This is a genomic window from Pseudomonas sp. TMB3-21, from assembly GCF_054898145.1.
Map to the genome: position 1 here is coordinate 5,049,463 of NZ_CM142718.1, position 23,862 is coordinate 5,073,324.

Below are 23,862 nucleotides of genomic sequence, written 5' to 3' on the forward strand. Positions count from 1 at the left end.
GGAATAACGCTATCGCGAGCAGGCTCGCTCCTACAGTAGAGCAAGTTGTTCCCGCTAGAATCGGTTCTTTGTAGGAGCGGGCTTGCACGCAAATATCAGACCTCGATCAACCGCTCGCGCAACTTGCCAATCTCGTCACGCATTTGCGCCGCGGCTTCGAATTCCAGATCCCGCGCCAGCTGATACATCTTCTCTTCGAGACCTTTGATACGTTTGGCGATTTCCCCCGGCGAGCGCAATTCGGCTTCGTACTTGGCGCTTTCCTCGGCGGCCTTGGCCATGCCTTTGCGCTTCTTGCTGCGCGAACCCGGCACCGTGGCGCCTTCCATGATGTCGGCAACGTCCTTGAACACGCCTTTGGGCGTAATGCCGTTGGCCAGGTTGAAGGCGATCTGCTTGTCGCGACGCCGCTCGGTTTCGCCGATCGCCCGTTCCATCGACCCGGTCATGCGGTCGGCATACAGAATCGCCCGGCCATTGAGGTTTCGCGCCGCACGGCCAATGGTCTGGATCAGCGAGCGCTCGGAACGCAGGAAGCCCTCCTTGTCCGCGTCCAGAATCGCCACCAGCGAAACTTCCGGCATGTCGAGACCTTCGCGCAACAGGTTGATCCCCACCAGCACGTCGAACGTACCGAGGCGCAGATCGCGGATGATTTCGACCCGCTCCACCGTGTCGATGTCCGAGTGCAGATAGCGCACGCGCACGCCGTGATCGGCCAGATAATCGGTCAAGTCTTCGGACATGCGCTTGGTCAGAGTGGTGACCAGGACGCGCTCTTCCAGCGCGACACGTTTGCCAATCTCCGAGAGCAGATCGTCGACCTGGGTCAGCGCCGGGCGGATCTCGATCTGCGGGTCGACCAGGCCAGTCGGGCGGACCAGTTGTTCGACCACGCGGCCAGCGTGTTCAGCCTCGTAGTTGCCCGGCGTGGCCGACACAAAAATTGTCTGCGGGCTGATCCCTTCGAATTCGTCAAAACGCATTGGCCGGTTGTCCAGCGCCGAGGGCAGCCGGAAGCCGTATTCCACCAGCGTTTCCTTGCGCGAACGGTCGCCTTTGTACATGGCGCCGACTTGCGGCACGCTGACGTGCGATTCGTCGATCACCAGCAGCGCGTCGGCCGGCAGGTAATCAAACAGCGTCGGCGGCGCTTGCCCGGAGGCACGACCCGAGAGGTAGCGCGAGTAGTTTTCGATGCCGTTGCAGTAGCCCAGTTCGAGAATCATCTCCAGGTCGAAACGGGTGCGCTGTTCCAGACGCTGGGCTTCGACCAGTTTGTTGTTGGAGCGAAGGTATTCGAGACGTTCCTGCAACTCGACCTTGATCCCTTCGATGGCGCCGAGCAAGGTTTCGCGCGGAGTCACGTAGTGGCTTTTCGGGTAGAACGTGAAACGTGGCAGTTTGCGAATGACCTCACCGGTCAACGGATCGAACGCTGACAGGCTTTCCACTTCGTCATCGAACAGCTCGATGCGGATGGCTTCGAAATCGGATTCCGCCGGGTGGATATCAATCACATCGCCACGCACCCGAAAGGTTGCGCGAGCGAAATCAATGTCGTTGCGGGTGTATTGCAGGTCGGCCAGACGGCGCAGCAAGGCGCGCTGATCGAGCTTGTCGCCGCGATCGACGTGCAGCACCATTTTCAGATACGTCTCGGGGCTGCCCAGACCGTAGATGCACGACACCGTGGTGACGATGATCGCGTCTTTGCGCTCCAGCAACGCCTTGGTGGCCGACAAACGCATCTGCTCAATGTGGTCGTTGATCGAGGCGTCTTTCTCGATAAAGGTGTCCGAGGACGGCACGTACGCTTCCGGCTGGTAATAGTCGTAGTAGGAAACGAAATACTCGACGGCGTTATTCGGAAAGAACGCCTTGAATTCACCGTACAGTTGCGCGGCCAGGGTTTTGTTGGGTGCCAATACCAGGGTCGGACGCTGAACCTGAGCGATGACGTTGGCGATGCTGAAAGTCTTCCCCGAACCGGTCACACCGAGCAACGTCTGGTGCGCCAGCCCGGCCTCGATGCCTTCGACCATCAGGCGAATGGCTTCCGGCTGATCGCCGGCGGGCTCGAAGCGGGTGACTAGCTGGAATTCAGACATGAAATACCTCTGGGTTCACTCCCGCTCGGCTACACCGGACAGGAACGAGAAAGACCGCAAACGACCGACGTCGCCCGAGGAAAAAACTGGATTGATCTCAATGTGGAGCCGATTGCTTGCGCTTTCAAGGCAAACGTCCTACATCCCTTGAAGTCTTTGACGCGCCGAATCGACTAACGGTCGAAAAATAATCGAGAAAACTTTCAGTAAAAGCGGAAACGTCTGTCGCCATCGATCGGGGATGGCCTCTATACTAGCTCCCCGTTTGTGCACCGCTCTAGTGCATTCGGCTGGAGCGCGACACGTCCCTCCACCCCCCATTCAGAGCCGCCGCAAAAATGAGCCTGTTCTCCGCTGTCGAAATGGCACCACGCGATCCAATCCTGGGCCTCAACGAAGCATTCAACGCCGATACCCGTACCAGCAAAGTCAATCTGGGGGTCGGTGTTTACTGCAACGAGGAGGGGCGAATTCCACTCCTGCGCGCCGTTGTCGAAGCCGAGACGATTCGCGTCGCTCAACACGCCTCCCGTGGCTATTTGCCGATTGATGGCATTGCCGCCTACGACCAGGCTGTGCAGAAACTGTTGTTCGGCAATGAGTCTCCGTTGATCGCTGCGGGCCGGGTCATCACCACCCAGGCCGTCGGTGGCACCGGCGCGCTGAAAATCGGCGCCGATTTTCTCAAGCAGCTGCTGCCGAACGCTGTCGTGGCCATCAGCGACCCCAGCTGGGAAAACCACCGCGCGCTGTTCGAAACCGCCGGTTTCCCGGTGCAGAACTATCGTTATTACGACGCAGCCACCCATGATGTAAACCGTACCGGCCTGCTGGAAGACTTGAACGCCTTGCCCTCCGGCTCGATTGTCGTGCTGCACGCCTGCTGCCATAACCCGACCGGCGTGGACCTGAGCCCGGCGGACTGGAAAGACGTGCTGGAAGTCGTGAAAGCCAAGGGTCACGTACCGTTCCTCGACATGGCCTATCAGGGCTTTGGCGATGGCATCGACGAAGACGCCGCTGCCGTGCGTCTGTTTGCCGAATCCGGCCTGACGTTCTTTGTTTCCAGTTCGTTCTCGAAATCCTTCTCGCTGTATGGCGAACGCGTCGGTGCCTTGTCGATCGTCAGCGAATCGAAAGAAGAAAGCGCGCGCGTGCTGTCGCAAGTCAAACGCGTGATCCGCACCAACTACTCCAACCCGCCGACCCACGGTGCAAGCATCGTCGCCGCCGTGCTGAACAGCCCGGAATTGCGCGCTCAATGGGAAGAAGAACTGGCCGAAATGCGTTTGCGCATTCGCGGCATGCGCACTCAGATGGTCGACCTGCTGGCAACAAATGCCCCGCAGCGCGACTTCAGCTTTGTTGGCCGTCAGCGCGGGATGTTCTCCTACTCGGGCCTGACCGTGGAGCAAGTGACCCGTCTGCGCACAGAGTTCGGCATCTACGCCCTCGACACCGGCCGCATCTGCGTGGCCGCGTTGAATCAGAACAACATCGATGCGGTGACCAAGGCGATTGTTGCGGTGATCTGAGTGAGTTGCTGATACGAAAAACGGGAAGCTTGATGGCTTCCCGTTTTTTTGTACAAGATAAATCTCAAATCGACAACCAAGCCCCCTAGACTGCAGACATCTAGTTTGTAGGAGCCGGCTCGCTGGCGATGGCGGACAACCTGCCAACATAATGTTGGCGATTGTGACCGCTTCGCCAGCAAGCCGGCTCCTACAGGTTTTGCGTACACCTGAATTCTGATGAGAACCCACATGAAAAACGATGACCTGCGCGCCGAGCGCGACGACCTCGATCACCACGACGACTTCATCCCTCGCACCCCGGCCAAACAACGCAGCGGCAACCTGGTGATGCAAGTGGCCACCGGCGTGTTCCTCGGCGGCCTGGCCTTGTGGCTGGTACAACTGGGCGCGACGCTGCTTTACAACAAACTGATACTGGCCACCGTTACCTTTGGCGGTTAAGCCAGTTCGGTGGCGCGCTGGCTGGCGGCATCGTCGTAGGCGACGTACAGCGATTCTGCGATCTGGCTTTTGATGGCTTTGGCGCTTTCCAGGCCCAGCACAAAACCTTCGGCCTTGCCGCCTGCACGATTCAATTCTTCAGCGGTGCCGGCCTGGGTGATTGCATCGAGCAATTTCTCGGCGTGCGGGCCCACGCCTTTTGGCAGACTGATTTGAGCGATGCTCATGCGAACACCCCGCTAGGGCAAGGTGTGAAAAACAGGTGGGTCATGACGCGTACCTTTTCGGCGAATGGCCGGCAGCGCGTGTAACCGCTCCCGGGCGTTCATGGTAGCCCGCTCCTGCGTTTCTGGTAACCGCCAATCGCCGATAAACCGCCGCCCGTCTCGCCAAATCTGTTCAACGAATAACAGATGCTTGACTTCTCTTTTTGAATCAGTAACATACACGCCATTCCGCGATAGCTCAGTTGGTAGAGCAAGTGACTGTTAATCACTGGGTCCCTGGTTCGAGTCCAGGTCGTGGAGCCAGACAGCGATAAACAAAAAGCCCCTGAATCGAAGGATTCAGGGGCTTTTTTGTGTCTGTCGTTTCATCGAGCAATCGCCCGAAATGCTTTGAAGCCTTCGGGCGATTGTCGATCTAACGTCTGATACAGCTGCTACACATGCTCACTGCTTTTCACATGCACCGCCCGCGGCTCGCCATGCCCGTGATCCACTTCCACCACCGGGATCTCCTTGCCGTCGCAATCACGCAGTTTGCCTTCGCTGAAATAATCCCCTTCGCGCAACGCCGCCAGATCCTGATAACGCAGTACGCGCTCAGTGCCCGCCGCAAACACCGACTGCTGATCGGAGTTGCCCGCAGTCAGGTGGTTGAACGCCAGATTGAGCACGATGGCCATGATCGCCGATGAACTGATGCCCGAATGGAAAATCGTCGCGAACCAGCTCGGGAATTGATCGTAGAAGTTCGGCGCGGCAATCGGAATCATGCCGAAACCGATGGAGGTCGCAACGATGATCAGGTTGACGTTATTACGGTAATCAACTTTCGACAGCGTGCGGATGCCGCTGGCAGCCACGGTACCGAACAGTACAATGCCGGCGCCGCCGAGCACGGAGGTCGGCACAGCAGCAATCACTCGCCCCATGAAGGGCAGCAAACCGAGAATCACCAGGAACATCCCGCCGGTGGCCACCACGAAACGGCTCTTGATCCCCGTCACCGCCACCAGCCCAACGTTCTGGGCGAAGGCGCTTTGGGTAAATGAGCCGAAGATCGGCGCGATCATGCTCGACAGCATGTCAGCGCGCAGACCGTCGCCCAGGCGTTTGGAGTCGACCTTGGTTTCGATGATTTCACCAACCGCGAGAATGTCTGCCGAGGTCTCTACCAGCGTCACCATCACGACAATGCACATCGATAGAATCGCGGCGAAATGGAACGTCGGCATGCCAAAGTGAAACGGTGTAGGGAAGCCGAACATCGCCCCCTGCGTGACCGAGGAGAAGTCCGCCATGCCGAGGAACACTGCGATCACCGTGCCGATGACCATCGCCAGCAGGATCGACAAACGCGAGATGGTCGCGCTACCGACTTTACTCAGCAACAACACCAGCACCAGCGTCACTGCGGCCAAACCAATGTTGGACATGCTGCCGAAGTCCGGTGCCTGGCTGTTACCGCCCATCGCCCAACGTGCAGCCACCGGCATTAGCGTCAGGCCAATGGTGGTGATTACGATCCCCGTCACCAGCGGCGGGAAGAACTTGGTAATTCGCGAGAACACCGGCGTGATCAACAATCCGATCAACGATGCAGCTATCACCGCGCCCAGAATCGATTGAAACCCACCCTCCCCGCCACTGCTGACAATTGCCACCATGGTCGCGACGCCGGAGAACGATACGCCCTGCACCAAAGGCAGCTGACAACCGAAGAACGGTAAGCCGAGCGTCTGAAGTAATGTTGCCAAGCCCCCCGCAAACAATGAAGCAGCAATCAATAAACCGATGTCCGCCGGTGACAGCCCGGCCGCTTGGCCGATGATCAATGGCACCGCGACAATGCCGCCGTACATGGTCAGAACGTGTTGCAGGCCGTAAGCCATATTCGCGCCGACCCCGAGGTTTTCGTCCTCAGGCCGTTGGTGTGAAACATGGGGCGTTTTCATGATTGGGGGGTTCCCTGGTTTTTTGTTATGCGCACACTGTATGCAAGACTCACGACAAATGTCTATAGAGTTGTATACAACTCACCAGTCAAATTATGAACAGGCGTTCAAATCTTCCTGAAAACTGGTTGGCGCACGCCACAACATTTCTGCAATAAGCCTGCCGATGTGCGCTCTAACTGCGCCAGCGTGAGGATTGCCCAGGGTTGTCGAATCAGTCAGCAGGTGCGAGCAATTTCGCCAACGCGCGCCTGACCTGTGCATGCTTGGGCAGCCGAATGGAGAACTCACGATTCAGCACTTCGGCCAATTCATCCAGCCCGGTTATTTCCCGCCGTTCGGATTCCTGTCCAATCCGATGAATCGCGAAGCTGCCGTTGTTCAACGTGCGACGCCAGCCCTCTCCCGTTCGTGCCACCATCAGTTGCCTGGCAAACGAGGATTGCGGATAGGTCGAGACGTACCAGTTGCCGACGGCGTAATCGATCTCTTCCTGACGGTGCAGATCAAAGATGTACATCGCCCGCCATTCGCTCGCGACCTTGGCGAACAAGGTGTAGCCGTCTTCATGTCGTTCGATTCGATAAGGTTCATGGGGAGTCGCCTGCTCGTCCTCAGTATCGAGCAGCAGTGGCGCCGTGGGCACCATGCCGCCGAACCCGACGTCGGTGATGTAGCGCACGCCCTGCACAACAACAAGGTTCAGGCGGTGGGTGCGTGCCGTCCACGCCCCTTCGGGCTGGCCCATCACCACGCGACCGGTAATGCCGCGCACGTCGTAACCCAGCGTCCGCAGCAGCGCAAAGAACATCCCGTTCAGCTCATAGCAGTAGCCACCGCGACCTTCGTGAAGGAGTTTTTGCTCGATTGATGGCAGGTCGATGAGCACTGGAAGGCCCGCGAGGGTGTTGATGTTTTCGAAAGGAAAAACGCCGGTATGACGCAATTGCAGCTGACGCAGAGTCTCGAGCGTGGGCTGTGGTGGCGTGTCGAAACCGAGGCGTTGCAGGTACAGCGCAGGATTGCTCAAGCGTGGCTCGTTCATTGCGAGATCCTTGTGCAGGGAATCGCGGATATCTCCGCCAATGGTCGCCATGTATAAAGCATAAGCTCCCGGTCACAACAATTGATTCAGGCAATTGCCGTGACTCGGCAAACTCAGCGACGCTTGCGCGTGCCCAACCGGATCCAGGTCGGTGCATGGTCGCTGGCGTGCGGTTCATTGCGCACCCACGCATCAACGCCCGCTTCGTGCAGGTAGGGACTCAATGCCGGATTGAGCAGGAGGTGGTCGATGCGCAACCCGGAATTTTTCTGCCAGTGCTGTCGGAAATAGTCCCAGAAGGTGTAGAGACGGTCTTCGGGGTACAAATGCCGCAGGGAATCCGTCCAGCCCTGATCGAGCAGGCGCTGGTAGCACTCGCGACTTTCCGGCTGCAGCAGCGCGTCCTTGAGCCAGGAGCGCGTGTTGTAAATATCCAGATCGGTGGGCACCACGTTGTAGTCGCCGGCCAGCACCACCGGATGTTCACTGCTCTGCAAATCTTTTGCATGGCTGATCAGCCGTTCGAACCACGCCAGTTTGTAGTCGAATTTCGGCCCCGGCTGCGGGTTGCCGTTGGGCAAGTACAAACAACCGACGAGTACGCCGTGCACAGCTGCCTCGATGTAGCGACTTTGGGTGTCGCTGTCGTCGCCGGGCAAACCTCGGCGACTCTCAAGCGGTTGCGCATCCCGTGCCAGAATCGCCACACCGTTCCACGACGTTTGCCCTTGCCAGAGCGCGCCATAACCGGCGGCCTCGATGTCTGAGGCGGGAAATGCAGCGTCCACCGATTTCAGCTCCTGCAGACAGACGATGTCCGGCTTCTCCCGCTCCAGCCAGGCCAGCAGATTGGGCAGGCGGGCGCGCATGCCATTGACGTTGAACGTTGCAATTCGCAGATTCTTCACAGGCCAGCGCTCCTGTCGCGGATGATCTTTGTGTGACCTCGCCACATTCGGGTGGTTGCGTTGATTGACGCGCAGCTGCGCAACACGACCGCTCGTCATCCAATGGGCACCAACCTCATCGCCGCCGACACCAACATGAAGTAACGACTCACCCTTGGAGACGAACGATGATGAAGATCAAAATCACGCCGTTGCTTCTGGCCGGGTTGCTCTCTGCAGCTTCCGCTACTGCAATTGCAGGCTCTGGCGATGGCGCAGACGCTACCGGCACCAAATCCGGATCGGTCGGCGGCGCTACAACAGTGCCAAACCCGAGCGCCCCCCCGCGTCCTAATACCGATGGCAGCGTTAATCCGACACCCGCGCCACCCGCTGGCGGAAGTGGCGGCACCAGTGGCTCCGGCGCTGGCGGTGGCACGGGTGCAGCAGGTGGCGGCACCGGTGGAGCGGGCGGCGGCACAGGCAGCTGAACGCGCAAAGGCAGCCGATGACGGACATCGTCGGCAGCTTTCTGGATCAGTCCCGCAGTTACCGCCTAACGGTCCGAGCGCATCAACGCCTCAACCGTGCCTTCCAGTGAGAGCACCGCTGAGCGGTTGCGACCCGAATGTTTGGCTTGATACAGCGCAGCGTCCGCGCGCTTTATGAACACTTCCTTGTCATCGTGCCCCGTCGGCACGAACGCATAGCAGCCGAGACTGACCGTGACAAAACCGTTGGGCGAGCCGCTGTGACGAATGTTTTGCGCCATGACGCTACGCCTGATCTGTTCGGCAATGGCCATCGCCCCATGGATGTCGGTATCGGATAGCAACACAGCGAACTCTTCACCCCCGTAACGTACGGCGAGGTCCGTCGGGCGCTGGCAGCAACTTTTGACTGCTTTCGCAACTTGTACAAGACAGTGGTCGCCGGCCACGTGTCCGTAGGCATCGTTGTAGCGTTTGAAGTAGTCGATATCGAGCAGGATCAGACTCAACGGCGTCGATTGCCGAGCGCCTCGGCCAAACTCGATGTCGAGCGCTTGCTCGAACAGCCGACGATTACCCAGCCCCGTGAGACTGTCGTGGGTCGCGATCAATTTCAGCGCCTCCTGGGCCTTGCGCAGATCCTTTTCGATGCGTTCACCCACGCGCACCTGACGCACAAACACCCAGCCAAAAAGGCCTACGCCCAGCACGACCAGCGCAACGATCACGGTGGAATGAAATGCAGTGGCGTACCAGTCCTTGAGAATGGCATCTTTCGATGAAGCGGCCGAAACCACCACTGGGTAAGCATCGAGCTGACGGAAGCCATGCAGGCGCACGGTGTCATCCAGCACGGAAGGAATCATCGCGTTGCCGGACGTCGCGCCAGCCAGGTATTTGCTGAAGATCTCGCCCTTGGACAGCGACTTGCCAATCTGTGCCTCCACGAAAGGGCGTCGCGCCAACAGCGTGCCGTCGCTAAGCGCGAGGAACATCGAGCCATCGTTATCGATGCTGAAGCTTTTGAAGAACTGGTCGAAATACGACATCTTGATGCCGGCCATCAACACACCTTGGAACCGGCCGCTTTCGTCGTTCACGCGTTTGGAAACCGGGATGATCCATTCGCCGTTTTCGCGACTGCGAATGGCCGGGCCGATGTGCGCAATGGACGACACATTCTGCTGGTGAAACCTGAAATATTCGCGGTCTTCAACACCCGAGCCGCGCGGCAGATCTTCAAACGAGGTCACCACCCACTGGCCCTTCTGATCAAACAGAAACACACCGTGCAGCTGGTTGAGTGCCTGCACCCGGCGGGCGAAGGTTTTGCGTAACAGGGGCTTCTGTTCTCCGCTGAAGCCGTCAGCCTGGATCCAGTCTGCGAGGCTGGTCAGCACCAGATCGGCTTTCATGAAAGTATCTTCAGCCTGCTGGGCCATGGCACGCGTGAGGTTTGCAGAGTCCTCTTCAGCCGACGCAAGATCGTGCCGACGCGATTGCTCCAGTTGCAGGTACAACAGACCGCAAAGGCACAGACACACGACGCCGACAAACAGCAGCGCGGCCTTGCGCAGCGGCAGCCGTTTCAATGCGGCGCCGGTAGCATGGCGCGGATCGTCTAGCGAGATAGGCAAAAGCTAGTCCTGCAGGAGTACGGCATGGGCGAAGGCCCGACACCCTTGGAAATGGCACGCCTAGTGTACGTCAAGGCACACACCAGTTGTCCTTACCGCAGGTTGCCCGGCGCCACCCTTGCTGCCTGTAAATTCACCACGGGCATTTGCGAAGGCCGATTCAACGCTCTCAACACTGGCGCATCGTAGCCATACACATCGGGCTTGAACGCCACGCGCCCGTCACTGCCCATGTCCACTGTCCAATAGGCGAGCAACACCGGGACTTTGACCGGCAGCAGAATGTTCTGGGTCTTGCCAGTGGCCAGTTGCTTCTGGATACCGACGCTGTTCCATTTGACCGGGTCGTTGAACAGCAACTCAACCAGTTGCAGCGGATTCTCCACACGAATGCAGCCCGAACTGGTTGCGCGAATGGTTCTGGAAAACAGCTCGCGATGCGGGGTGTCGTGCAGATAGATCGCGTAATCGTTAGGGAAACGGATGACCACCTGCCCCAGCGAGCTGTCCGGTCCGGCGTCCTGGCGCAAACTGATGCCGCGCGGATTGCTCCAGTCGACGGTCGAGGGGTCCAGCACGTTGCCCTCGCGATCGAGCACGCGCATCCGGTGGGCGGCGAGGTAATCGAGATTGCTTTGAACCTTCGGCAGCACGTCTTCCTTGAGGATTGTCGGCGGCACCGTCCAGGTAGGGTTGAAGGTGATGTAGCTGATCTGCGCCTGGAAGATCGGCGTATTGCGCGCCGCCTTGCCGACCTGCACGCGGGAGCGCCATATAGGCTGGCCATCTCGGTACATGGCCACCTTGTAGCCGGCGATATCGACAATCACGAACGTGCCCTGGAGTTTGTAAAGCAGCCAGCGCGCCCGCTCCATGTTGACCCGCACCTGATCGATACGCGCCTCGACCGGGACGTTCAACGCCGCCAGCGTAGTCGCGCCGGCCACGCCGTCGGCGGTCAGGTATTGTTCGTTCTGATATTTTTTCACCGCAGCGGTGACGGCGCCATCGTACTGAGTGCCGCGGATCAGACGCGAATCGAGGAAGCCTGCAGCAACCAGTCGCGCACGCAACTGCGCAACGGCCGGCTCGTCCATGCCAGGTTTAAGCGAATGATCGACCACCACCTTCGGCCAGCCGCCGCGCTCACGAACACCGCGCAACTGCGCCAGGGCCTGGCGTAACCCGACATACACCGCTTCTTGCGGCGGGGCCTGGGCAAACGCTTTTGCCACGTCGTGATTGTCCAGAGCGGCGAAAAAAGCGTTGACGTCGTCACGCGGGTCGACACCGTTGGCATCGAAATTCCAGTGATTATCCAGCCGCGCGGGGTCGACCTTGCCGCGCCGCAGCTGCATCAGTGCGCTAATGAAGGTATGCGTGGTGACCAGATCAAAAGCCGCTTGCTGCTCAGGGGTGGCAGGCGCTGCCTTCAAAGTCGCCCGGGATCGGACCAGTTCGTCGATGTGAAAATCCGTTGGCGTCAAACCGTCAATGTCCGTCGCCTGCAGGCTGGTGATCAATTGATCGATGTCGGCGTCCTGAGTCCATGCCGGTCGATAGGCGCGATGAGCGTAAAAATCCAGCACCAGACGACTGACGTCCACACGTCGATGACGGGGTGCAGTCAGCAGCGGCGGAAAGGCGCTTTTCAACGGTTCCAGCGACGCCTGGATAGCCCGACCGACGTTGTCATCGGGCGCAGTGTGGGCGCTGGCCGTAGATGTCAGCTCAATCGGCGAAGTTTCGGCCAAAGCAGTGCCGCTGATCAGAAAGCCCATAAAAAAAACGCGGCTTATGACGAATAACCTTGTTAAAAGCACCATGAATAATCCTTAATCCCCCACATTCAACGCCTGGCATCCCAACGCACTGCTAGACTCGAACTCAACAAGATGAGACATCTATATGGCGCTATTACGTTTTGGCTGTGTCTTCCCGGCACTCTTACTGACTGCAATGTCCGCACCGTCAGCCTACGCCGATTCGCTCGCGACCGCTCTTATCAAAGCAGCGCCCAAAGCCAATGCCAACGTCATCAACCTCGCAGTACGCGCCTCAAAATGCAGCATCGCCCAAGGCGCAGCCCCTGCGCAAAGACTTGCTGTGATCGATTACTCCCTGCCTTCGACCGAACAGCGCCTTTGGGTGTTCGATTTAAAACAGCGCAAGTTACTGTTTCAGGAATTGGTCGCCCATGGTCGCAACACCGGCGAAAACATGGCTGTCAATTTCTCCAACAAGAATGAAAGTTTTGCCACCAGCCTCGGTTTGTACCGCACCCAGCAAAGTTATGTCGGGCAAAACGGTTACTCATTGCGCATGCAAGGTCTGGAGCCGGGTTTCAACGATAACGCTTTCGACCGTGCAATCGTCATTCATGGCGCTCCTTACGTCAGCCCGGTACTCGCGCGGGCGAATGGGCGGATCGGTCGCAGTCTCGGCTGCCCGGCAGTCCGACCGGCGGTAGCGCGCAAACTGATCAATTCCATGAAAGACGGCCAGTTGTTGTTTTCCTACTACCCGGATAACCGCTGGTTGAAAACCTCGTCCTATATCAATTGCGGTAGCGGCACCATGGCGTCGGCTACCAAGCGCGTGACCAATCGCTAATGCAGCGTGACCTGTTGCGCGGGACTATCTAAACTCCCCCACGGCCAAACACTTTAGGCTCGACCGGGAACCCCTCGCATGGACCTTCAACACCGCAACAACGTGACAGTCAGGGGCAACGGTCCGGCGACACTGGTGTTTTCTCACGGTTTCGGCTGTGATCAGACAATGTGGCGTTACCTTGTCGATACATTCGCGGATCGTTTCAAGGTCGTGCTGTATGACCTGGTGGGCGCTGGTCAATCGGACCTCGGCGCTTACGACGCGCAGAAGTACAACTCGCTGGGCGGTTATGCGCAGGACCTCAACGAAATCATCGACCAATTCGCCAGCGGCCCGGTGATTATCGTCGGCCACTCGGTCAGCGCGATGATCGGCGCTCTGGCCGATCGTCAGGCGCCCGGCAGAATCGCCGCTCATGTGATGATCGGTCCGTCGCCCTGCTACATCGATTCCGACGACTATGTAGGCGGTTTCCAGCTCGAAGACATCCACTCCCTGCTCGACACCCTCGACAGTAATTACCTCGGCTGGTCCAGCAACATGGCCCCGGCGATCATGGGCGCGCCGGGCCAACCGGCGTTGGGCGAAGAGCTCACCAACAGTTTTTGCAGGACCGACCCGGAGATCGCCAAGCAATTTGCGCGCGTAACGTTCATGTCGGACAACCGCAAAGACATTGCCGGCCTGACTACCCCGACCTTGATTCTGCAGTCTACTGACGACCTCATCGCTCCGGTTGCCGTGGGTGAATACCTGCACGATGTGCTCACCAACAGCACCTTGTGCCTGGTGGACAACGTCGGTCACTGCCCGCACATGAGCGCGCCGAGTGCGTGCTCCGACGCCATGGACAGCTTCCTGTCGCCATGGGTAGGCGCGCATGCCGAGCGATGAGCCGGTGCTGCCCGACCCGCAAACTTTGTTCGAGCTGGCCCCCTGCGGATTGGTCGTCACGAAGGAAAACGGCACGATCCTGCAAAGCAATAAGACGTTCGGCAATTGGGTCGGCTTCGAACCCGCCGAGTTGATCGGTCGACGCTTTCAGGACCTGCTGACCATGGGCGGGCGAATTTTTCATCAAACCCACTGGGCGCCGCTCATGCAGATGCAGGGCTCCGTCGCGGAGGTCAAACTCGATCTGGTGCATCGCGACAAACGCACTGTGACCATGCTGCTCAACGGTGTCAGGCGCGAACACGCCAACGGCGCGTTCTATGAACTGGCCTTGTTCGGTACCACGGATCGCGACAAGTACGAACGTGAACTGGTTCGTGCGCGAAAAGTCGCCGAAGACCTGTTACGCGAAAAGACCGCGGCCGAGACTGCTCTCCAGCAAGCTCAGGCGGAGCTGAAAATGGCCTATGAGAAATCTCAGCGGCGCGCCACGTTTGCCGAACAGATGGTGGCCATCGTCAGCCACGATCTGAAGAATCCGCTCACGGCGATCAAAATGGCTTCGCAAATGCTCAGCACCGCAGAGCGCAGCCCCAAAGAAACCCGCTTGCTGGGCCACATCGGCCAGTCATCCGAGCGCGCGCAACGGATGATTGCCGACTTGCTGGACTTCGCCCTCGCCCGCGTTGGCCGCGGTTTGAACATTGCGCCTGCGTCGATGGATCTGCATCAGGTCACTGGGCAGATTGTCGATGAGCTGCGAGTAGCGTTTCCACAATCGACGCTGGTCCACCAATCGATCGGCGCGGGCAGCGCTCATCTGGATGCAGATCGCGTCCAGCAAATCATCGGTAACCTGGTGGCCAACAGCGTGGCTTACGGAGATTTGGACCAACCGATCACGATCACCTCCCGCCTGGAGAATGAGCAGGCCATCGTCTCCGTGCACAACCATGGGCCTGTGATTGCGCAAGCAATCATGAGCGTTCTGTTTGAGCCGATGACCCGTGGCACTCAAACCGACAGTGAAGTGCGCAGCGTCGGCCTCGGTCTGTTTATCGTCAGGGAAATCGCCGTCGCGCACGGCGGAGTCGTGTCGGTGAGTTCAGATGCACAGGACGGCACGGTGTTCTCTGTCTACTTCCCGCGACAGGCTGCGCGCTGAAGCCAATCACTGCTTAACGTTGTTTCCAGGCCCGGCGCGTGATCAGACTGGTTTGATCGCCATGGTGTTGATCACCGACATATGAAATCAGGCCCGCACTTCGAGCTTACGGCCCATCTGACTCAATCGGTCTCGGCCGGCATTGGCTTCGGTTTGATTCCGGAAATACTGGTGCAGGATGAGTTGCACGGCGGTGAACTTGTTGCATTGTTTGAACCCATCGAAAATGGCCGCTGTTATTACCTTGTCTGCGCGACTCGATACCAGAACCTGCGCCCTTTGAATGTCTTCAGCGAATCGCCGCAAGCGCTGTCGTTCCTGATCCATAAGCGGTCCGCACCAATAGGCGCGATAAAAAAAGGGCCCTCAAGGGGCCCAGTTTTTTCTTCAGCTGCGTCTTACTTGGTCAGCCAAGACTCGACGGTGGCGGAGCCGTGTTCAGCTTTCCATTCCTTCAGGGTTTTGTGGTTGCCGCCTTTGGTTTCAACCACTTCGCCGGTTTTAGGATGCTTGTAGACTTTCATTTCGCGCGGCTTGCGAGTACTGGTTTTTGGCTCGTTCGCAGGGGTGCGACGACCCGCTTTCGGGTCAAGAAGGTTGATCACATCCTTCAGGCTGTAGCTGTATTTGGCGAGCAAGTCGCGCAACTTGGTCTCGAACTCTATTTCTTTTTTCAGACCCGCGTCGCCCTTCAAGGCTTCAAGCGCCTGGAGTTGTTCGGCAAGGTGTTTTTCGAGTTGGCGGAATTCTGCGAGCTTGGACATTATTGATCTCTACGTGGTTAGTAACCAGACGGTACACCAAAAGCACCTGTTTGAATTTAGTTAACTTAATTCATCTGAGCAAGTAATTCCTGCAACGTTTGTACGTCACTTGCATTGCAGGTGATGCCTGCGGAACGGAATCGTCATCGAGGCTGTCCGTTGTAGTAGACACCAACGTGTCAGCCCCCTACCAACCTGGAGAAGCAAACCATGAATAACATTATCTACATCGTCGGCGCCGTCGTGATCGTCCTGTTTATCCTGTCTTTTATTGGCATCGTGTAACACTGACCCATCAGCAAGGAGGCTGAATTTGCCTGGCACTACCGGCGCCTGCACGGTGCCGGCGCAAGTGGCCCGTGATGATGTAGGCAGCGTTCGCCGCCTAGGCCACTAGTTACAGGGCACCTTCCACAGCTGATCAAGTCTTGTGGTGTAGCTCTGGCTCATGATCTCCCGTCGCATGGCCCATTCCGGGTGACTTGGCACACTGGCAGTGCGTAAAGTGCCTCTGCCCCACCGGCTGTTGATCTGATCCAGCACTGCCATCACCCTTGTCGCGTCGGTGGCCTGGGACGCTGCAAACAGATCATCCGTGTACTCGCCGGGCTGACACAGGTTTAGCAGCAACACTTCCGCCTTGCTGTATTTAAACCCCGGCCTGAACACCCGATCGAGTGCATTGACTGCCAACCGGGTAAGTAATCGCACATCATCCGTCGGGTATGGCAGATCGACCACCACCCCATTCGCGTACCTGGCTTCGTCCGGGTTGAACATGCCGGTGCGGATGCTGACGCGGATCTTCCTGCACAACGAATTCTGCGCCCTGAGTTTTTCCGAAGCGCGCATCATGTAGGTCGCGACCGCTTCCTTGATTGGCGGCAATTCCGTGAGACGTCTGCCGAACATTCGGCTGCAGCAGATTTCCTGCTTCGGCGGGTCAGGCTCGTCCAGCTCAAGGCACGCGGTACCGGCTAGCTCGCGAGCAGTCTTCTCGATGACAACACTGAATTTTTTGCGCAAGGTCCATGGATCGGCTTTGACCAGGTCCATCGCGGTCTTGATCCCCATTGCATCCAGATGCATCTTCATTCGTCGACCGACACCCCACACCTCGCCGACGTCAGTGTTGCGCAGGACCCAGTCACGTTTGACCGCGTCGCAAATGTTCACCACCCCACCCGTCTGCGCTTGCAGGCGCTTGGCCGTGTGATTGGCCAGTTTCGCCAGCGTTTTGGTGTGAGCGATGCCGACCCCGACCGGGATGCCGGTGCAGCGCAGCACATGGCTGCGAATCCGGCGACCGAGGCTGTCCAGATCGACGATGCCAGTAAGATCGGCGAAGGCTTCGTCAATGCTGTAAACCTCGACGGCCGGCACCATCGACTCGATCAGGCTCATCACGCGCTCGCTCATGTCGCCGTACAGCGCGTAATTGGAAGAGAACGGGACGATACCGTGCTGCTTGAGCTTGTGCCTGACCTGGAAGTACGGCTCACCCATTTTCACAAAAGGTTTGGCGTCATAACTGCGTGCGATGACGCAGCCGTCGTTATTGGAGAGCACCACAATGGGCACCTTCGCCAGATCGGGCCGAAACACCCGCTCGCAACTGGCGTAAAAGCTATTGCAATCGATCAGGCCAAAAACCGCCGGGACTTCAGACATGGCTGCGCACGCTGCTCGTCACCACGCCCCAAATCGTCAACTCGTCCCCTTCAAGCACGTAGCGCGGCGGGTATTTGGGGTTATCCGACAGCAGAATCACATCCTTCCCACGCAGGCAAAGACGCTTGCACACCGGTTCATTATTCAGCAAAGCAATCACCACATTGCCGTGCACCGGTTCTATCGAACGGTCAACAATCGCCAGATCGCCTTCATAAATACCCGCACCCTGCATGCTCTCCCCTGTGAGTGACACCAGATAGACATGCGGCGCCCGCACATTCAGCACCTCATCCAGCGATATCTGCGCCTCGATGTGATCCGCTGCCGGTGACGGAAAACCTGCCGGCACCTGAAACAGGCACAACGGCAACCTGAACCCGCCCTCGCTGATGGGGCCTAGAATTGAGTAACTCATGACGCACGACTTCCAATACTGTACGAATATACAGTTAACGTTGTGGAGGCGTTGCGGTCAAATTTTGTAGGAGATATCGGATAGGTGGGTGGGGAGATTGGCGCTGTTGGGACGGGGTGGTTGGTGTTGATGCTTGGGCTTGTCCGGGATGACATATTTGGCATGGAAGCAGTGACGGCGTGTTGGTTCAAGCAGACTCTCGACGGTGTAAGATGCTCGACAAACGTCACACATCGAGGCTGCCATGACCGGGATATCCCTGAACTTGCCAGAAGACCTGTCGAATTCTCTCGCCGATCTGGCCAAGACAAACGGCCAGAGCGCCAGCTACTTGGCTATGGACATTCTTCGCGACTACATCGAGCACGAGAAAGCGCTGACCGCTCAGATTGAACAAGCCGTAATGGAAGCCGATCGAGGCAATTTCGCCAGCGATGACCAAGTGGCGGCGATGCGTGCCCGGCGCTGGAGTCGGAATGCGGGTTGAGTGGCTGGAACAAGCACTCAGGAACCTGGAGGACGAGGCCAACTACATTGCTCTTGAAAACCCCAAGGCTGCAGACGACTTCTCGGAGGCTATTTTTGCAAGCGTGGATAAACTAGCCCAGTTTCCCGCCATGGGCCGTGAAGGGCGAGTCAGACAGACGCGAGAGTGGGCAGTGCCCAATTGGTCTTACCTAATAACGTATCGGGTAGAAGGTGACCGGCTTCAAATCCTCGGCATATTTCACACGCGGCAACGCCCTCGCAGCCAGTGGTAACCATACAGAGCGACCCCATTGCGCGCGTCCACTACTAATAAACTACCTCGCCTCGCTGACTCATCACCAGCGAATCGCTCTGACCTGTGCATGATGTCTTTCGATGGTCTCAGAGCGTGGGATGACGCGCCTGACAGGATCTCAATTAGCATTGGCGTGAAACTCTACCAACAACATCCTAACGGAGGCATCACAGCCAAGAGGGTTATGGACGAAGTGCTCGCTGTACCCGTCAAAGCATGGGGAAAAGGGGTTCGACCGCATGTCTGCAAATAAGCCTAAAGTCCGGTACGGTCGTTGGTTACTCTTGCTCCTTGTAGTCGGGCCTTTGGCATTTTGGTACTTCGCCTCTCCGGTGGTAGCCGTAAATTTTTCTCCCGACAGCAAGGAAGAGTTTCAATACGTCTGGAACACTCAAGACAGAATTCACCGAGGAGACATCAAGCACGGAGGCTCGGCTGTTGAGTTCAGCTACATATTTCCAGATCAGGACTTCTTCATGATGTTCAATTGGTGGACTGATGCAGGCTTTCAAAGGTGCATCGATATCAAGCCCAAATGGGGGCGCACGATAGACATCTATCTGGATGCAACTGGCAGAATCGACGTCGCCAAAACGGGACCTGACGTGATTGGGCGCTTGGAACAATGCGCGGGCGAACCGGATCCTTTTAGGCCCTGAGAGTCAGTTGCGCTCAACCGTGCACAATAATGGTGACACTCCTGATTCGAACCTGTATGAGAAATAGAGTGTGGATACGGGGTGAGCCATCACTCCCAACCCATCACTACTGATATCGGGCATTGACTCTACGGAAAACGCTAAACGCCGCCTGTTTCCGGGCGAAGGTCTGGCACTCTTGGTAGACTTGCACTCCGTCGCGCTTGATGCGGATCTGAGCGGTGTAGCTCACAGTCCCATCCGCCAGTTTTCTTGCCCTGATATTCGCCATATTGAAAGTGGTACGCGTCAGTTTTGAAGTGGTACTTCGTACCACCGAGCTTTCAAAAACGCCTGAAAACGCCCGAAATACCGTCCAGAACACGTTGAAGAAAATGTTAGATAAACAGAGCTTTAGCCCAGCAGGATCAAGCACCGCACTGTCCCGTCGCTTCAGCGTCGCCCCGATGATGGACTGGACCGACCGTCACTGCCGCTTCTTCCTGCGCCTGCTCTCCAAACACGCCCTGCTCTACACCGAAATGATCACCACCGGCGCGCTGCTCAATGGCGACCACGAGCGTTTCCTGCGGCATAACGAGGCCGAGCACCCGCTCGCGCTGCAGCTTGGTGGCAGTGTGCCGCTGGATCTGGCTGCCTGCGCGCGAATGGCGCAGGAGCACGGCTACGACGAGGTGAATCTGAATGTCGGGTGCCCGAGTGATCGGGTGCAGAACAACATGATCGGCGCAGTGCTGATGGGGCATCCGCAGTTGGTGGCCGATTGCGTGAAGGCGATGCGCGATGCGGTGTCGATTCCGGTGACGGTGAAGCATCGCATCGGCATCAACGGGCGCGACAGTTATGCCGAGCTGTGTGATTTCGTCGGCACGGTTCGCGAGGCGGGTTGCACCAGTTTTACCGTGCATGCGCGGATTGCGATTCTGGAGGGGTTATCACCGAAGGAAAATCGAGACATTCCGCCTCTGCGTTACGACGTCGCGGCGCAATTGAAGGCTGACTTTCCCGACCTGGAAATCATCCTTAACGGAGGGATCAAGACGCTGGAAGACTGTCATGAGCACCTGCAGATATTCGACGGCGTGATGTTGGGGCGCGAGGCTTATCATAATCCTTACATCATGGCCGAGGTGGATCAGCAGCTGTTCGGCAGCACGGCGCCGGTCATCAGCAGGGCCGAAGCACTGGCGCAGTTGCGACCCTACATAGCCGCGCATATTGACGACGGCGGTTCGATGCATCACATCACCCGGCATGTGTTGGGGCTGGGGACCGGGTTTCCGGGGGCGCGAAAATTTCGCCAGTTGTTGTCGGTGGATATTCACAAATCCAAAGAGCCACTGGCGTTGCTCGATCAGGCCGCGACATTGCTCGAAGGACGTTGATGCATTTTCGGTGATCGCTCGCCGGGCGGTTACCCCGGTTGAACCTGTGGCGTCTTTGAGCATCGAACAATCGATACCGCGCCCCGCCTTTCAAACAGCCTTTCCAGGGCTGTTGCCAACGGGGCCATCGATACACGTACACGCCCTTGAGTGGCTGCAAGCGCTCGGGTAATGTCAACAGACCCATAGGACAGAGCACGCCCATGACTTCCAAGCTGGAACAACTCAAGCAAATGACCACCGTGGTTGCCGACACCGGCGACTTCGAAGCGATCGCTCGCGTCAAACCTGTAGACGCCACCACCAACCCTTCCCTGCTGCTCAAAGCGGCGGCCATCACCGGTTACGCCGAGCTGCTCGACGCTTGCGTCAGCGACTGCAAAGGTGATGTGGGCCTGGCCAGCGACCGTTTTGGTGTCGCGGTCGGGCAAGAAATCCTGAAAGTGATTCCTGGGCGCATTTCCACCGAAGTGGATGCGCGCCTGTCGTTCGACACTGACGCCGTATTGAAGCGCGCGCACCGTCTGATCGAGCTGTACGACAAGGCCGGCATCGGCCGTGACCGCGTGCTGATCAAGATCGCTTCTACCTGGGAAGGTATCCGTGCTGCCGAGATTCTGGAAAAAGAAGGCATCCAGACCAACCTCACCCTGCTGTTCTCGTTTGCTCAGGCAGCAGCGTGTGCCGATGCGGGCGTGTTCCTGATCTCGCCATTCGTGGGCCGGATCTACGATTGGTACAAAAAGGCCAACGGCAACGACTACACCGGTTCGGATGATCCGGGCGTGCAGTCGGTGACGCGCATCTACAACTATTACAAGGCCAATGACTACAAGACCGTTGTCATGGGTGCGAGCTTCCGCAACCTGAACCAGATCGAGCAGTTGGCCGGTTGCGACCGTTTGACCATCAGTCCGGACCTGATCGACAAACTGGCAGCGGACACTGGCAAGCTGGAGCGCAAGTTGACACCGGGCCATGCCGGTGAAGCGCGTTTGAGCCTGAACGAAGCGCAGTTCCGTTGGTTGTCCAACGAAGATGCGATGGCGACCGAGAAACTGGCTGAGGGCATTCGTCAGTTTGCTCGCGATCAAGAGAAGCTTGAGGCGCTGTTGCAGGCCAAGCTGTGATTTGATTCACCGGTAATGCAAAAAGGGCGAACCCTGGTGGGTTCGCCCTTTTTTTTTGTTTGGATATGAGTACTACAGGGCACTGGCTTGAACAGGTGGTGATGTTCGATACGCCATCGCCAGCAAGCCGGCTCCCACAGGGAAAATTGCGTCAACTCAAGATCAGTGCCGCTCCAGCGCATTCACCAGGTCATGAAACGCTTCACGATTGGAGTCGTTCAGGCCCATGAGGATCTTGTGAGCTTCCAGCACCTTGATCCGCACCACCTCTTCCGACTGATCCTGATCCGGCAGGTCTGTCAGGCATTCAGGGCACGGGATCGGACGATCGACGATGTTGAACACCTGCTCGAAGCCCATCGACTGCAGCAGACGGGTGATGTCTTCATGGGTGGTGACCACGGTCGGCAGCAGGCCGACCTTTTGCCGCGACAAAATCGACAGTTTGGCCAGCAGGCCAAGGGTGGTGCTGTCGATGCTGCGGGTTTCGGTCAGGTCGATCACGATTGCGTTGAAGTTCAACGCCGTGAAGATCCGCTCGATAGTCGCATCCAAGGCCGAACACAGGGTCAGGCGAACTTCACCGACGAACTTCAGGACGAAAGTGCCGTCCTGCTCGGCGAACTGGATTCTACCGGTACTCATTGAAGATTCCTGCTCAACACCAACAGGGCGATATCATCCGGCATCTCCCCCAGCGTGGCCAATCCAAAAACCCGACGCAACCCATCCAGGGTGCCGCCCGCAGCCTTGACCCGTTGGGGCAACGCCGCTTCCTTCTCTTTGAGTGTAGGTTCTGGCAAGAGATCCAGAATGCCGTCCGACATCAGCGTCAGGCTGAACGCAGGCGGCAGTTCGAGCACGTGGTCTTCATAGGTCGCCTCTTTGAAGAGACCGACCGGCAGACCGCGGCCTTCCAGGTACCGAACACTGTCTGGCGTGTACAACACAGGCAACGGTAAATGACCACCGATGCTATAGGTCAACAAACCTGTCTCCTCGTCGATGACTCCACCGACCATTGTGACGTGTTTACCCAGCTTACAACTGATCAGGCCCCGGTTGATATGGCCGAGGACTTCCGAAGGCTTGAATTCCGGCAACGTGCCGCTGCGTTTGGATTCGAACAACAAACGCGTGGTCATGAATTTCAGCAGTACGGTGACAAATGCTGAAGAGGCACCGTGGCCGGAGACATCCGCCAGATAAAACGCAACCCGGCGTTCGTCGACGCGGAAATAGTCGACGAAATCCCCTGACAGGTACAACGACGGGATGATCTGGTGAGCAAACTGGAACTCGTCGATGCTCCACGGGCTGATCGGGAGCATGTTCATCTGCACCTGGCGACCGGCATTCTGGTCTTCCTGCAGCAGGTTCAGACTGGCTTCGAGTTCGCGGTTGGCCTTTTCCAGCTTCTCGCGGTAACGCTGGTTTTCCAGTAAAAGACGCGCACGATCCAGCGCCCGGCGCACAGAGTGCTCGAGCACCGCCAAGTCCTCGAGCGGCTTGATCAGGTAATCGGCAGCGCCAAGGCGCAAGGCTTCGACCGCATCATTCATCACGCCTGCGCCGGACACGACGATGACCGGGGTCTGTGGCGAAAGCTCAGTGACCTGACGGATAAGTTCGAGTCCGCCCATCTGCGGCATACGCAGATCGCAGATGACCAGGTCGGGCTTGTCCTGCTCGAATACCTGAAGACCCTGCTGGCCATTGCTGGCCTGCAAGACACTGAAACCACTGTCGTCCAAATAGGCGGCGAGGCTCGCGCGCACTACTTCGTCATCATCGATTATCAGCAGCGTGGCACTGGTTTTTGGCATGTGGGCAAACGGCGCCAGAATTAGGTTGGCGTAGCGGGCTGGGTAATTCACCCGGCACAGACTACTGGATTCGCTTTCTAGCCTCTCTAACGCACTGCTTTCGAGCATTTGCCCGGTTCACAGATCCACTTAGAGGTGCCCTTCTAAGGCGCAGACGGTACTCCCATCCGCGGGGCGTTTCAAGCTCACGCCGATCGTCGCTTGACGTCTTTACTTGTCAA

24 protein-coding genes, 1 tRNA gene and 2 pseudogenes are annotated in these 23,862 nt (G+C 57.9%); 14 read left to right on the forward strand and 13 right to left on the reverse strand.

Features of this window, described 5'->3' with window-relative positions; all coding sequences use genetic code 11:
* Positions 1 to 95: 95 nt before the first annotated feature.
* Positions 96 to 2,111, reverse strand: a complete 2,016-nt coding sequence (gene uvrB, locus ACYZTS_RS22990; RefSeq protein WP_028624762.1) for an excinuclease ABC subunit UvrB — start codon at positions 2,109 to 2,111, stop codon at positions 96 to 98.
* 338 nt (positions 2,112 to 2,449) lie between these two features.
* Between uvrB and ACYZTS_RS22995 the strand changes: the two genes are divergently transcribed.
* Positions 2,450 to 3,646, forward strand: a complete 1,197-nt coding sequence (locus ACYZTS_RS22995; RefSeq protein ID WP_461992275.1) for an amino acid aminotransferase — start codon at positions 2,450 to 2,452, stop codon at positions 3,644 to 3,646.
* 231 nt (positions 3,647 to 3,877) lie between these two features.
* Positions 3,878 to 4,090 carry a hypothetical protein gene (locus ACYZTS_RS23000; RefSeq protein WP_461992277.1) on the forward strand — a complete coding sequence of 71 codons (213 nt, stop codon included), beginning with the start codon at positions 3,878 to 3,880 and terminating at the stop codon, positions 4,088 to 4,090.
* Here the strand turns inward: ACYZTS_RS23000 and ACYZTS_RS23005 are convergent.
* The gene (locus ACYZTS_RS23005) at positions 4,087 to 4,317 is read right to left on the reverse strand and encodes a hypothetical protein (RefSeq protein WP_028624759.1); all 231 of its coding nucleotides are present in this window, start codon (positions 4,315 to 4,317) and stop codon (positions 4,087 to 4,089) included. The genes ACYZTS_RS23000 and ACYZTS_RS23005 overlap by 4 nt on opposite strands.
* Before the next feature lie 227 nt (positions 4,318 to 4,544).
* Here ACYZTS_RS23005 and ACYZTS_RS23010 point away from each other — a divergent pair.
* A tRNA-Asn gene (locus ACYZTS_RS23010) sits at positions 4,545 to 4,620 on the forward strand.
* Between the two features lie 131 nt (positions 4,621 to 4,751).
* Here the strand turns inward: ACYZTS_RS23010 and ACYZTS_RS23015 are convergent.
* The 3 genes from ACYZTS_RS23015 to ACYZTS_RS23025 all read right to left on the reverse strand — a co-directional run bounded on the left by ACYZTS_RS23015 (position 4,752) and on the right by ACYZTS_RS23025 (position 8,222).
* On the reverse strand, positions 4,752 to 6,269 hold the full coding sequence (locus tag ACYZTS_RS23015) for a nucleobase:cation symporter-2 family protein (RefSeq protein ID WP_461992279.1): 1,518 nt from the start codon (positions 6,267 to 6,269) through the stop codon (positions 4,752 to 4,754).
* A gap of 214 nt (positions 6,270 to 6,483) precedes the next feature.
* Entirely contained in the window at positions 6,484 to 7,314 is an 831-nt protein-coding gene (locus tag ACYZTS_RS23020; protein WP_461992281.1) for an arylamine N-acetyltransferase family protein, read from the reverse strand.
* Between the two features lie 113 nt (positions 7,315 to 7,427).
* Positions 7,428 to 8,222 carry an exodeoxyribonuclease III gene (locus ACYZTS_RS23025; RefSeq protein WP_028624462.1) on the reverse strand — a complete coding sequence of 265 codons (795 nt, stop codon included), beginning with the start codon at positions 8,220 to 8,222 and terminating at the stop codon, positions 7,428 to 7,430.
* 167 nt (positions 8,223 to 8,389) lie between these two features.
* Here ACYZTS_RS23025 and ACYZTS_RS23030 point away from each other — a divergent pair, with 167 nt between their 5' ends.
* Positions 8,390 to 8,692, forward strand: coding sequence for a hypothetical protein (locus ACYZTS_RS23030; RefSeq protein WP_081832550.1), 303 nt, complete (start codon positions 8,390 to 8,392; stop codon positions 8,690 to 8,692).
* A 65-nt stretch (positions 8,693 to 8,757) separates the two neighbouring features.
* Here the strand turns inward: ACYZTS_RS23030 and ACYZTS_RS23035 are convergent, their stop codons facing one another.
* Together ACYZTS_RS23035 and ACYZTS_RS23040 are read right to left on the reverse strand one after the other, a co-directional pair.
* Positions 8,758 to 10,329, reverse strand: a complete 1,572-nt coding sequence (locus ACYZTS_RS23035) for a sensor domain-containing diguanylate cyclase (protein WP_461992283.1) — start codon at positions 10,327 to 10,329, stop codon at positions 8,758 to 8,760.
* A 92-nt stretch (positions 10,330 to 10,421) separates the two neighbouring features.
* Positions 10,422 to 12,155, reverse strand: coding sequence for a L,D-transpeptidase family protein (locus ACYZTS_RS23040; protein ID WP_461992285.1), 1,734 nt, complete (start codon positions 12,153 to 12,155; stop codon positions 10,422 to 10,424).
* Positions 12,156 to 12,237: 82 nt separating this feature from the next.
* Between ACYZTS_RS23040 and ACYZTS_RS23045 the strand changes: the two genes are divergently transcribed.
* From ACYZTS_RS23045 to ACYZTS_RS23060, 4 genes are all read left to right on the forward strand, one after another.
* Complete coding sequence (locus tag ACYZTS_RS23045) at positions 12,238 to 12,942, forward strand: murein L,D-transpeptidase catalytic domain family protein (RefSeq protein WP_461992287.1); 705 nt, start codon at positions 12,238 to 12,240, stop codon at positions 12,940 to 12,942.
* Positions 12,943 to 13,020: 78 nt separating this feature from the next.
* The gene (locus ACYZTS_RS23050) at positions 13,021 to 13,839 is read left to right on the forward strand and encodes an alpha/beta fold hydrolase (RefSeq protein ID WP_461992288.1); all 819 of its coding nucleotides are present in this window, start codon (positions 13,021 to 13,023) and stop codon (positions 13,837 to 13,839) included.
* Positions 13,826 to 15,004, forward strand: a complete 1,179-nt coding sequence (locus tag ACYZTS_RS23055; protein ID WP_461992290.1) for a PAS domain-containing sensor histidine kinase — start codon at positions 13,826 to 13,828, stop codon at positions 15,002 to 15,004. Before ACYZTS_RS23050 ends, ACYZTS_RS23055 begins: the two co-directional genes overlap by 14 nt.
* 81 nt (positions 15,005 to 15,085) lie before the next feature.
* Entirely contained in the window at positions 15,086 to 15,520 is a 435-nt protein-coding gene (locus ACYZTS_RS23060; protein ID WP_461992292.1) for a type 2 periplasmic-binding domain-containing protein, read from the forward strand.
* Here ACYZTS_RS23060 and ACYZTS_RS23065 read toward each other — a convergent pair.
* From ACYZTS_RS23065 to ACYZTS_RS23075, 3 genes are all read right to left on the reverse strand, one after another.
* The gene (locus ACYZTS_RS23065; RefSeq protein ID WP_461992294.1) at positions 15,403 to 15,768 is read right to left on the reverse strand and encodes a histone-like nucleoid-structuring protein, MvaT/MvaU family; all 366 of its coding nucleotides are present in this window, start codon (positions 15,766 to 15,768) and stop codon (positions 15,403 to 15,405) included. The two genes, ACYZTS_RS23060 and ACYZTS_RS23065, sit on opposite strands and share 118 nt — an antisense overlap.
* Before the next feature lie 393 nt (positions 15,769 to 16,161).
* A complete protein-coding gene (gene umuC / locus ACYZTS_RS23070; RefSeq protein ID WP_461992296.1) occupies positions 16,162 to 17,439 on the reverse strand; it encodes a translesion error-prone DNA polymerase V subunit UmuC in 1,278 nt (425 codons plus the stop codon).
* Complete coding sequence (locus ACYZTS_RS23075) at positions 17,432 to 17,857, reverse strand: LexA family protein (protein ID WP_028622249.1); 426 nt, start codon at positions 17,855 to 17,857, stop codon at positions 17,432 to 17,434. Before ACYZTS_RS23075 ends, umuC begins: the two co-directional genes overlap by 8 nt.
* Positions 17,858 to 18,101: 244 nt before the next feature.
* Between ACYZTS_RS23075 and ACYZTS_RS23080 the strand changes: the two genes are divergently transcribed.
* From ACYZTS_RS23080 to ACYZTS_RS23095, 4 genes and pseudogenes are all read left to right on the forward strand, one after another.
* A complete protein-coding gene (locus ACYZTS_RS23080) occupies positions 18,102 to 18,344 on the forward strand; it encodes a CopG family ribbon-helix-helix protein (RefSeq protein WP_461992298.1) in 243 nt (80 codons plus the stop codon).
* Positions 18,334 to 18,618, forward strand: coding sequence for a type II toxin-antitoxin system RelE/ParE family toxin (locus tag ACYZTS_RS23085; RefSeq protein WP_461992300.1), 285 nt, complete (start codon positions 18,334 to 18,336; stop codon positions 18,616 to 18,618). The genes ACYZTS_RS23080 and ACYZTS_RS23085 overlap by 11 nt, the downstream gene beginning before the upstream one ends.
* Positions 18,619 to 18,720: 102 nt before the next feature.
* Positions 18,721 to 18,894, forward strand: a pseudogene (locus ACYZTS_RS23090) (polymorphic toxin type 44 domain-containing protein); the annotation flags it as partial.
* Positions 18,881 to 19,300 (forward strand): hypothetical protein, encoded by a 420-nt coding sequence (locus ACYZTS_RS23095; RefSeq protein WP_461992302.1) that lies wholly within the window; start codon positions 18,881 to 18,883, stop codon positions 19,298 to 19,300. The pseudogene ACYZTS_RS23090 and the gene ACYZTS_RS23095, both read left to right, overlap by 14 nt.
* Before the next feature lie 145 nt (positions 19,301 to 19,445).
* On the opposite strand, the pseudogene ACYZTS_RS23100 reads toward ACYZTS_RS23095, so the two are convergent.
* A pseudogene (locus ACYZTS_RS23100) lies at positions 19,446 to 19,571 on the reverse strand (site-specific integrase); the annotation flags it as partial.
* 103 nt (positions 19,572 to 19,674) lie between these two features.
* Here ACYZTS_RS23100 and dusA point away from each other — a divergent pair.
* Entirely contained in the window at positions 19,675 to 20,685 is a 1,011-nt protein-coding gene (gene dusA / locus ACYZTS_RS23105; protein ID WP_461992304.1) for a tRNA dihydrouridine(20/20a) synthase DusA, read from the forward strand.
* Positions 20,686 to 20,888: 203 nt separating this feature from the next.
* Positions 20,889 to 21,815, forward strand: coding sequence for a transaldolase (gene tal, locus ACYZTS_RS23110; protein ID WP_028622244.1), 927 nt, complete (start codon positions 20,889 to 20,891; stop codon positions 21,813 to 21,815).
* 162 nt (positions 21,816 to 21,977) lie between these two features.
* Here the strand turns inward: tal and rssC are convergent, their stop codons facing one another.
* Both rssC and rssB read right to left on the reverse strand, forming a co-directional pair.
* Positions 21,978 to 22,460 (reverse strand): anti-sigma factor antagonist RssC, encoded by a 483-nt coding sequence (gene rssC, locus ACYZTS_RS23115; RefSeq protein WP_007935262.1) that lies wholly within the window; start codon positions 22,458 to 22,460, stop codon positions 21,978 to 21,980.
* Complete coding sequence (gene rssB, locus ACYZTS_RS23120; protein ID WP_028622243.1) at positions 22,457 to 23,641, reverse strand: two-component system response regulator RssB; 1,185 nt, start codon at positions 23,639 to 23,641, stop codon at positions 22,457 to 22,459. The genes rssC and rssB overlap by 4 nt, the downstream gene beginning before the upstream one ends.
* Between the last annotated feature and the right edge of the window lie 221 nt (positions 23,642 to 23,862).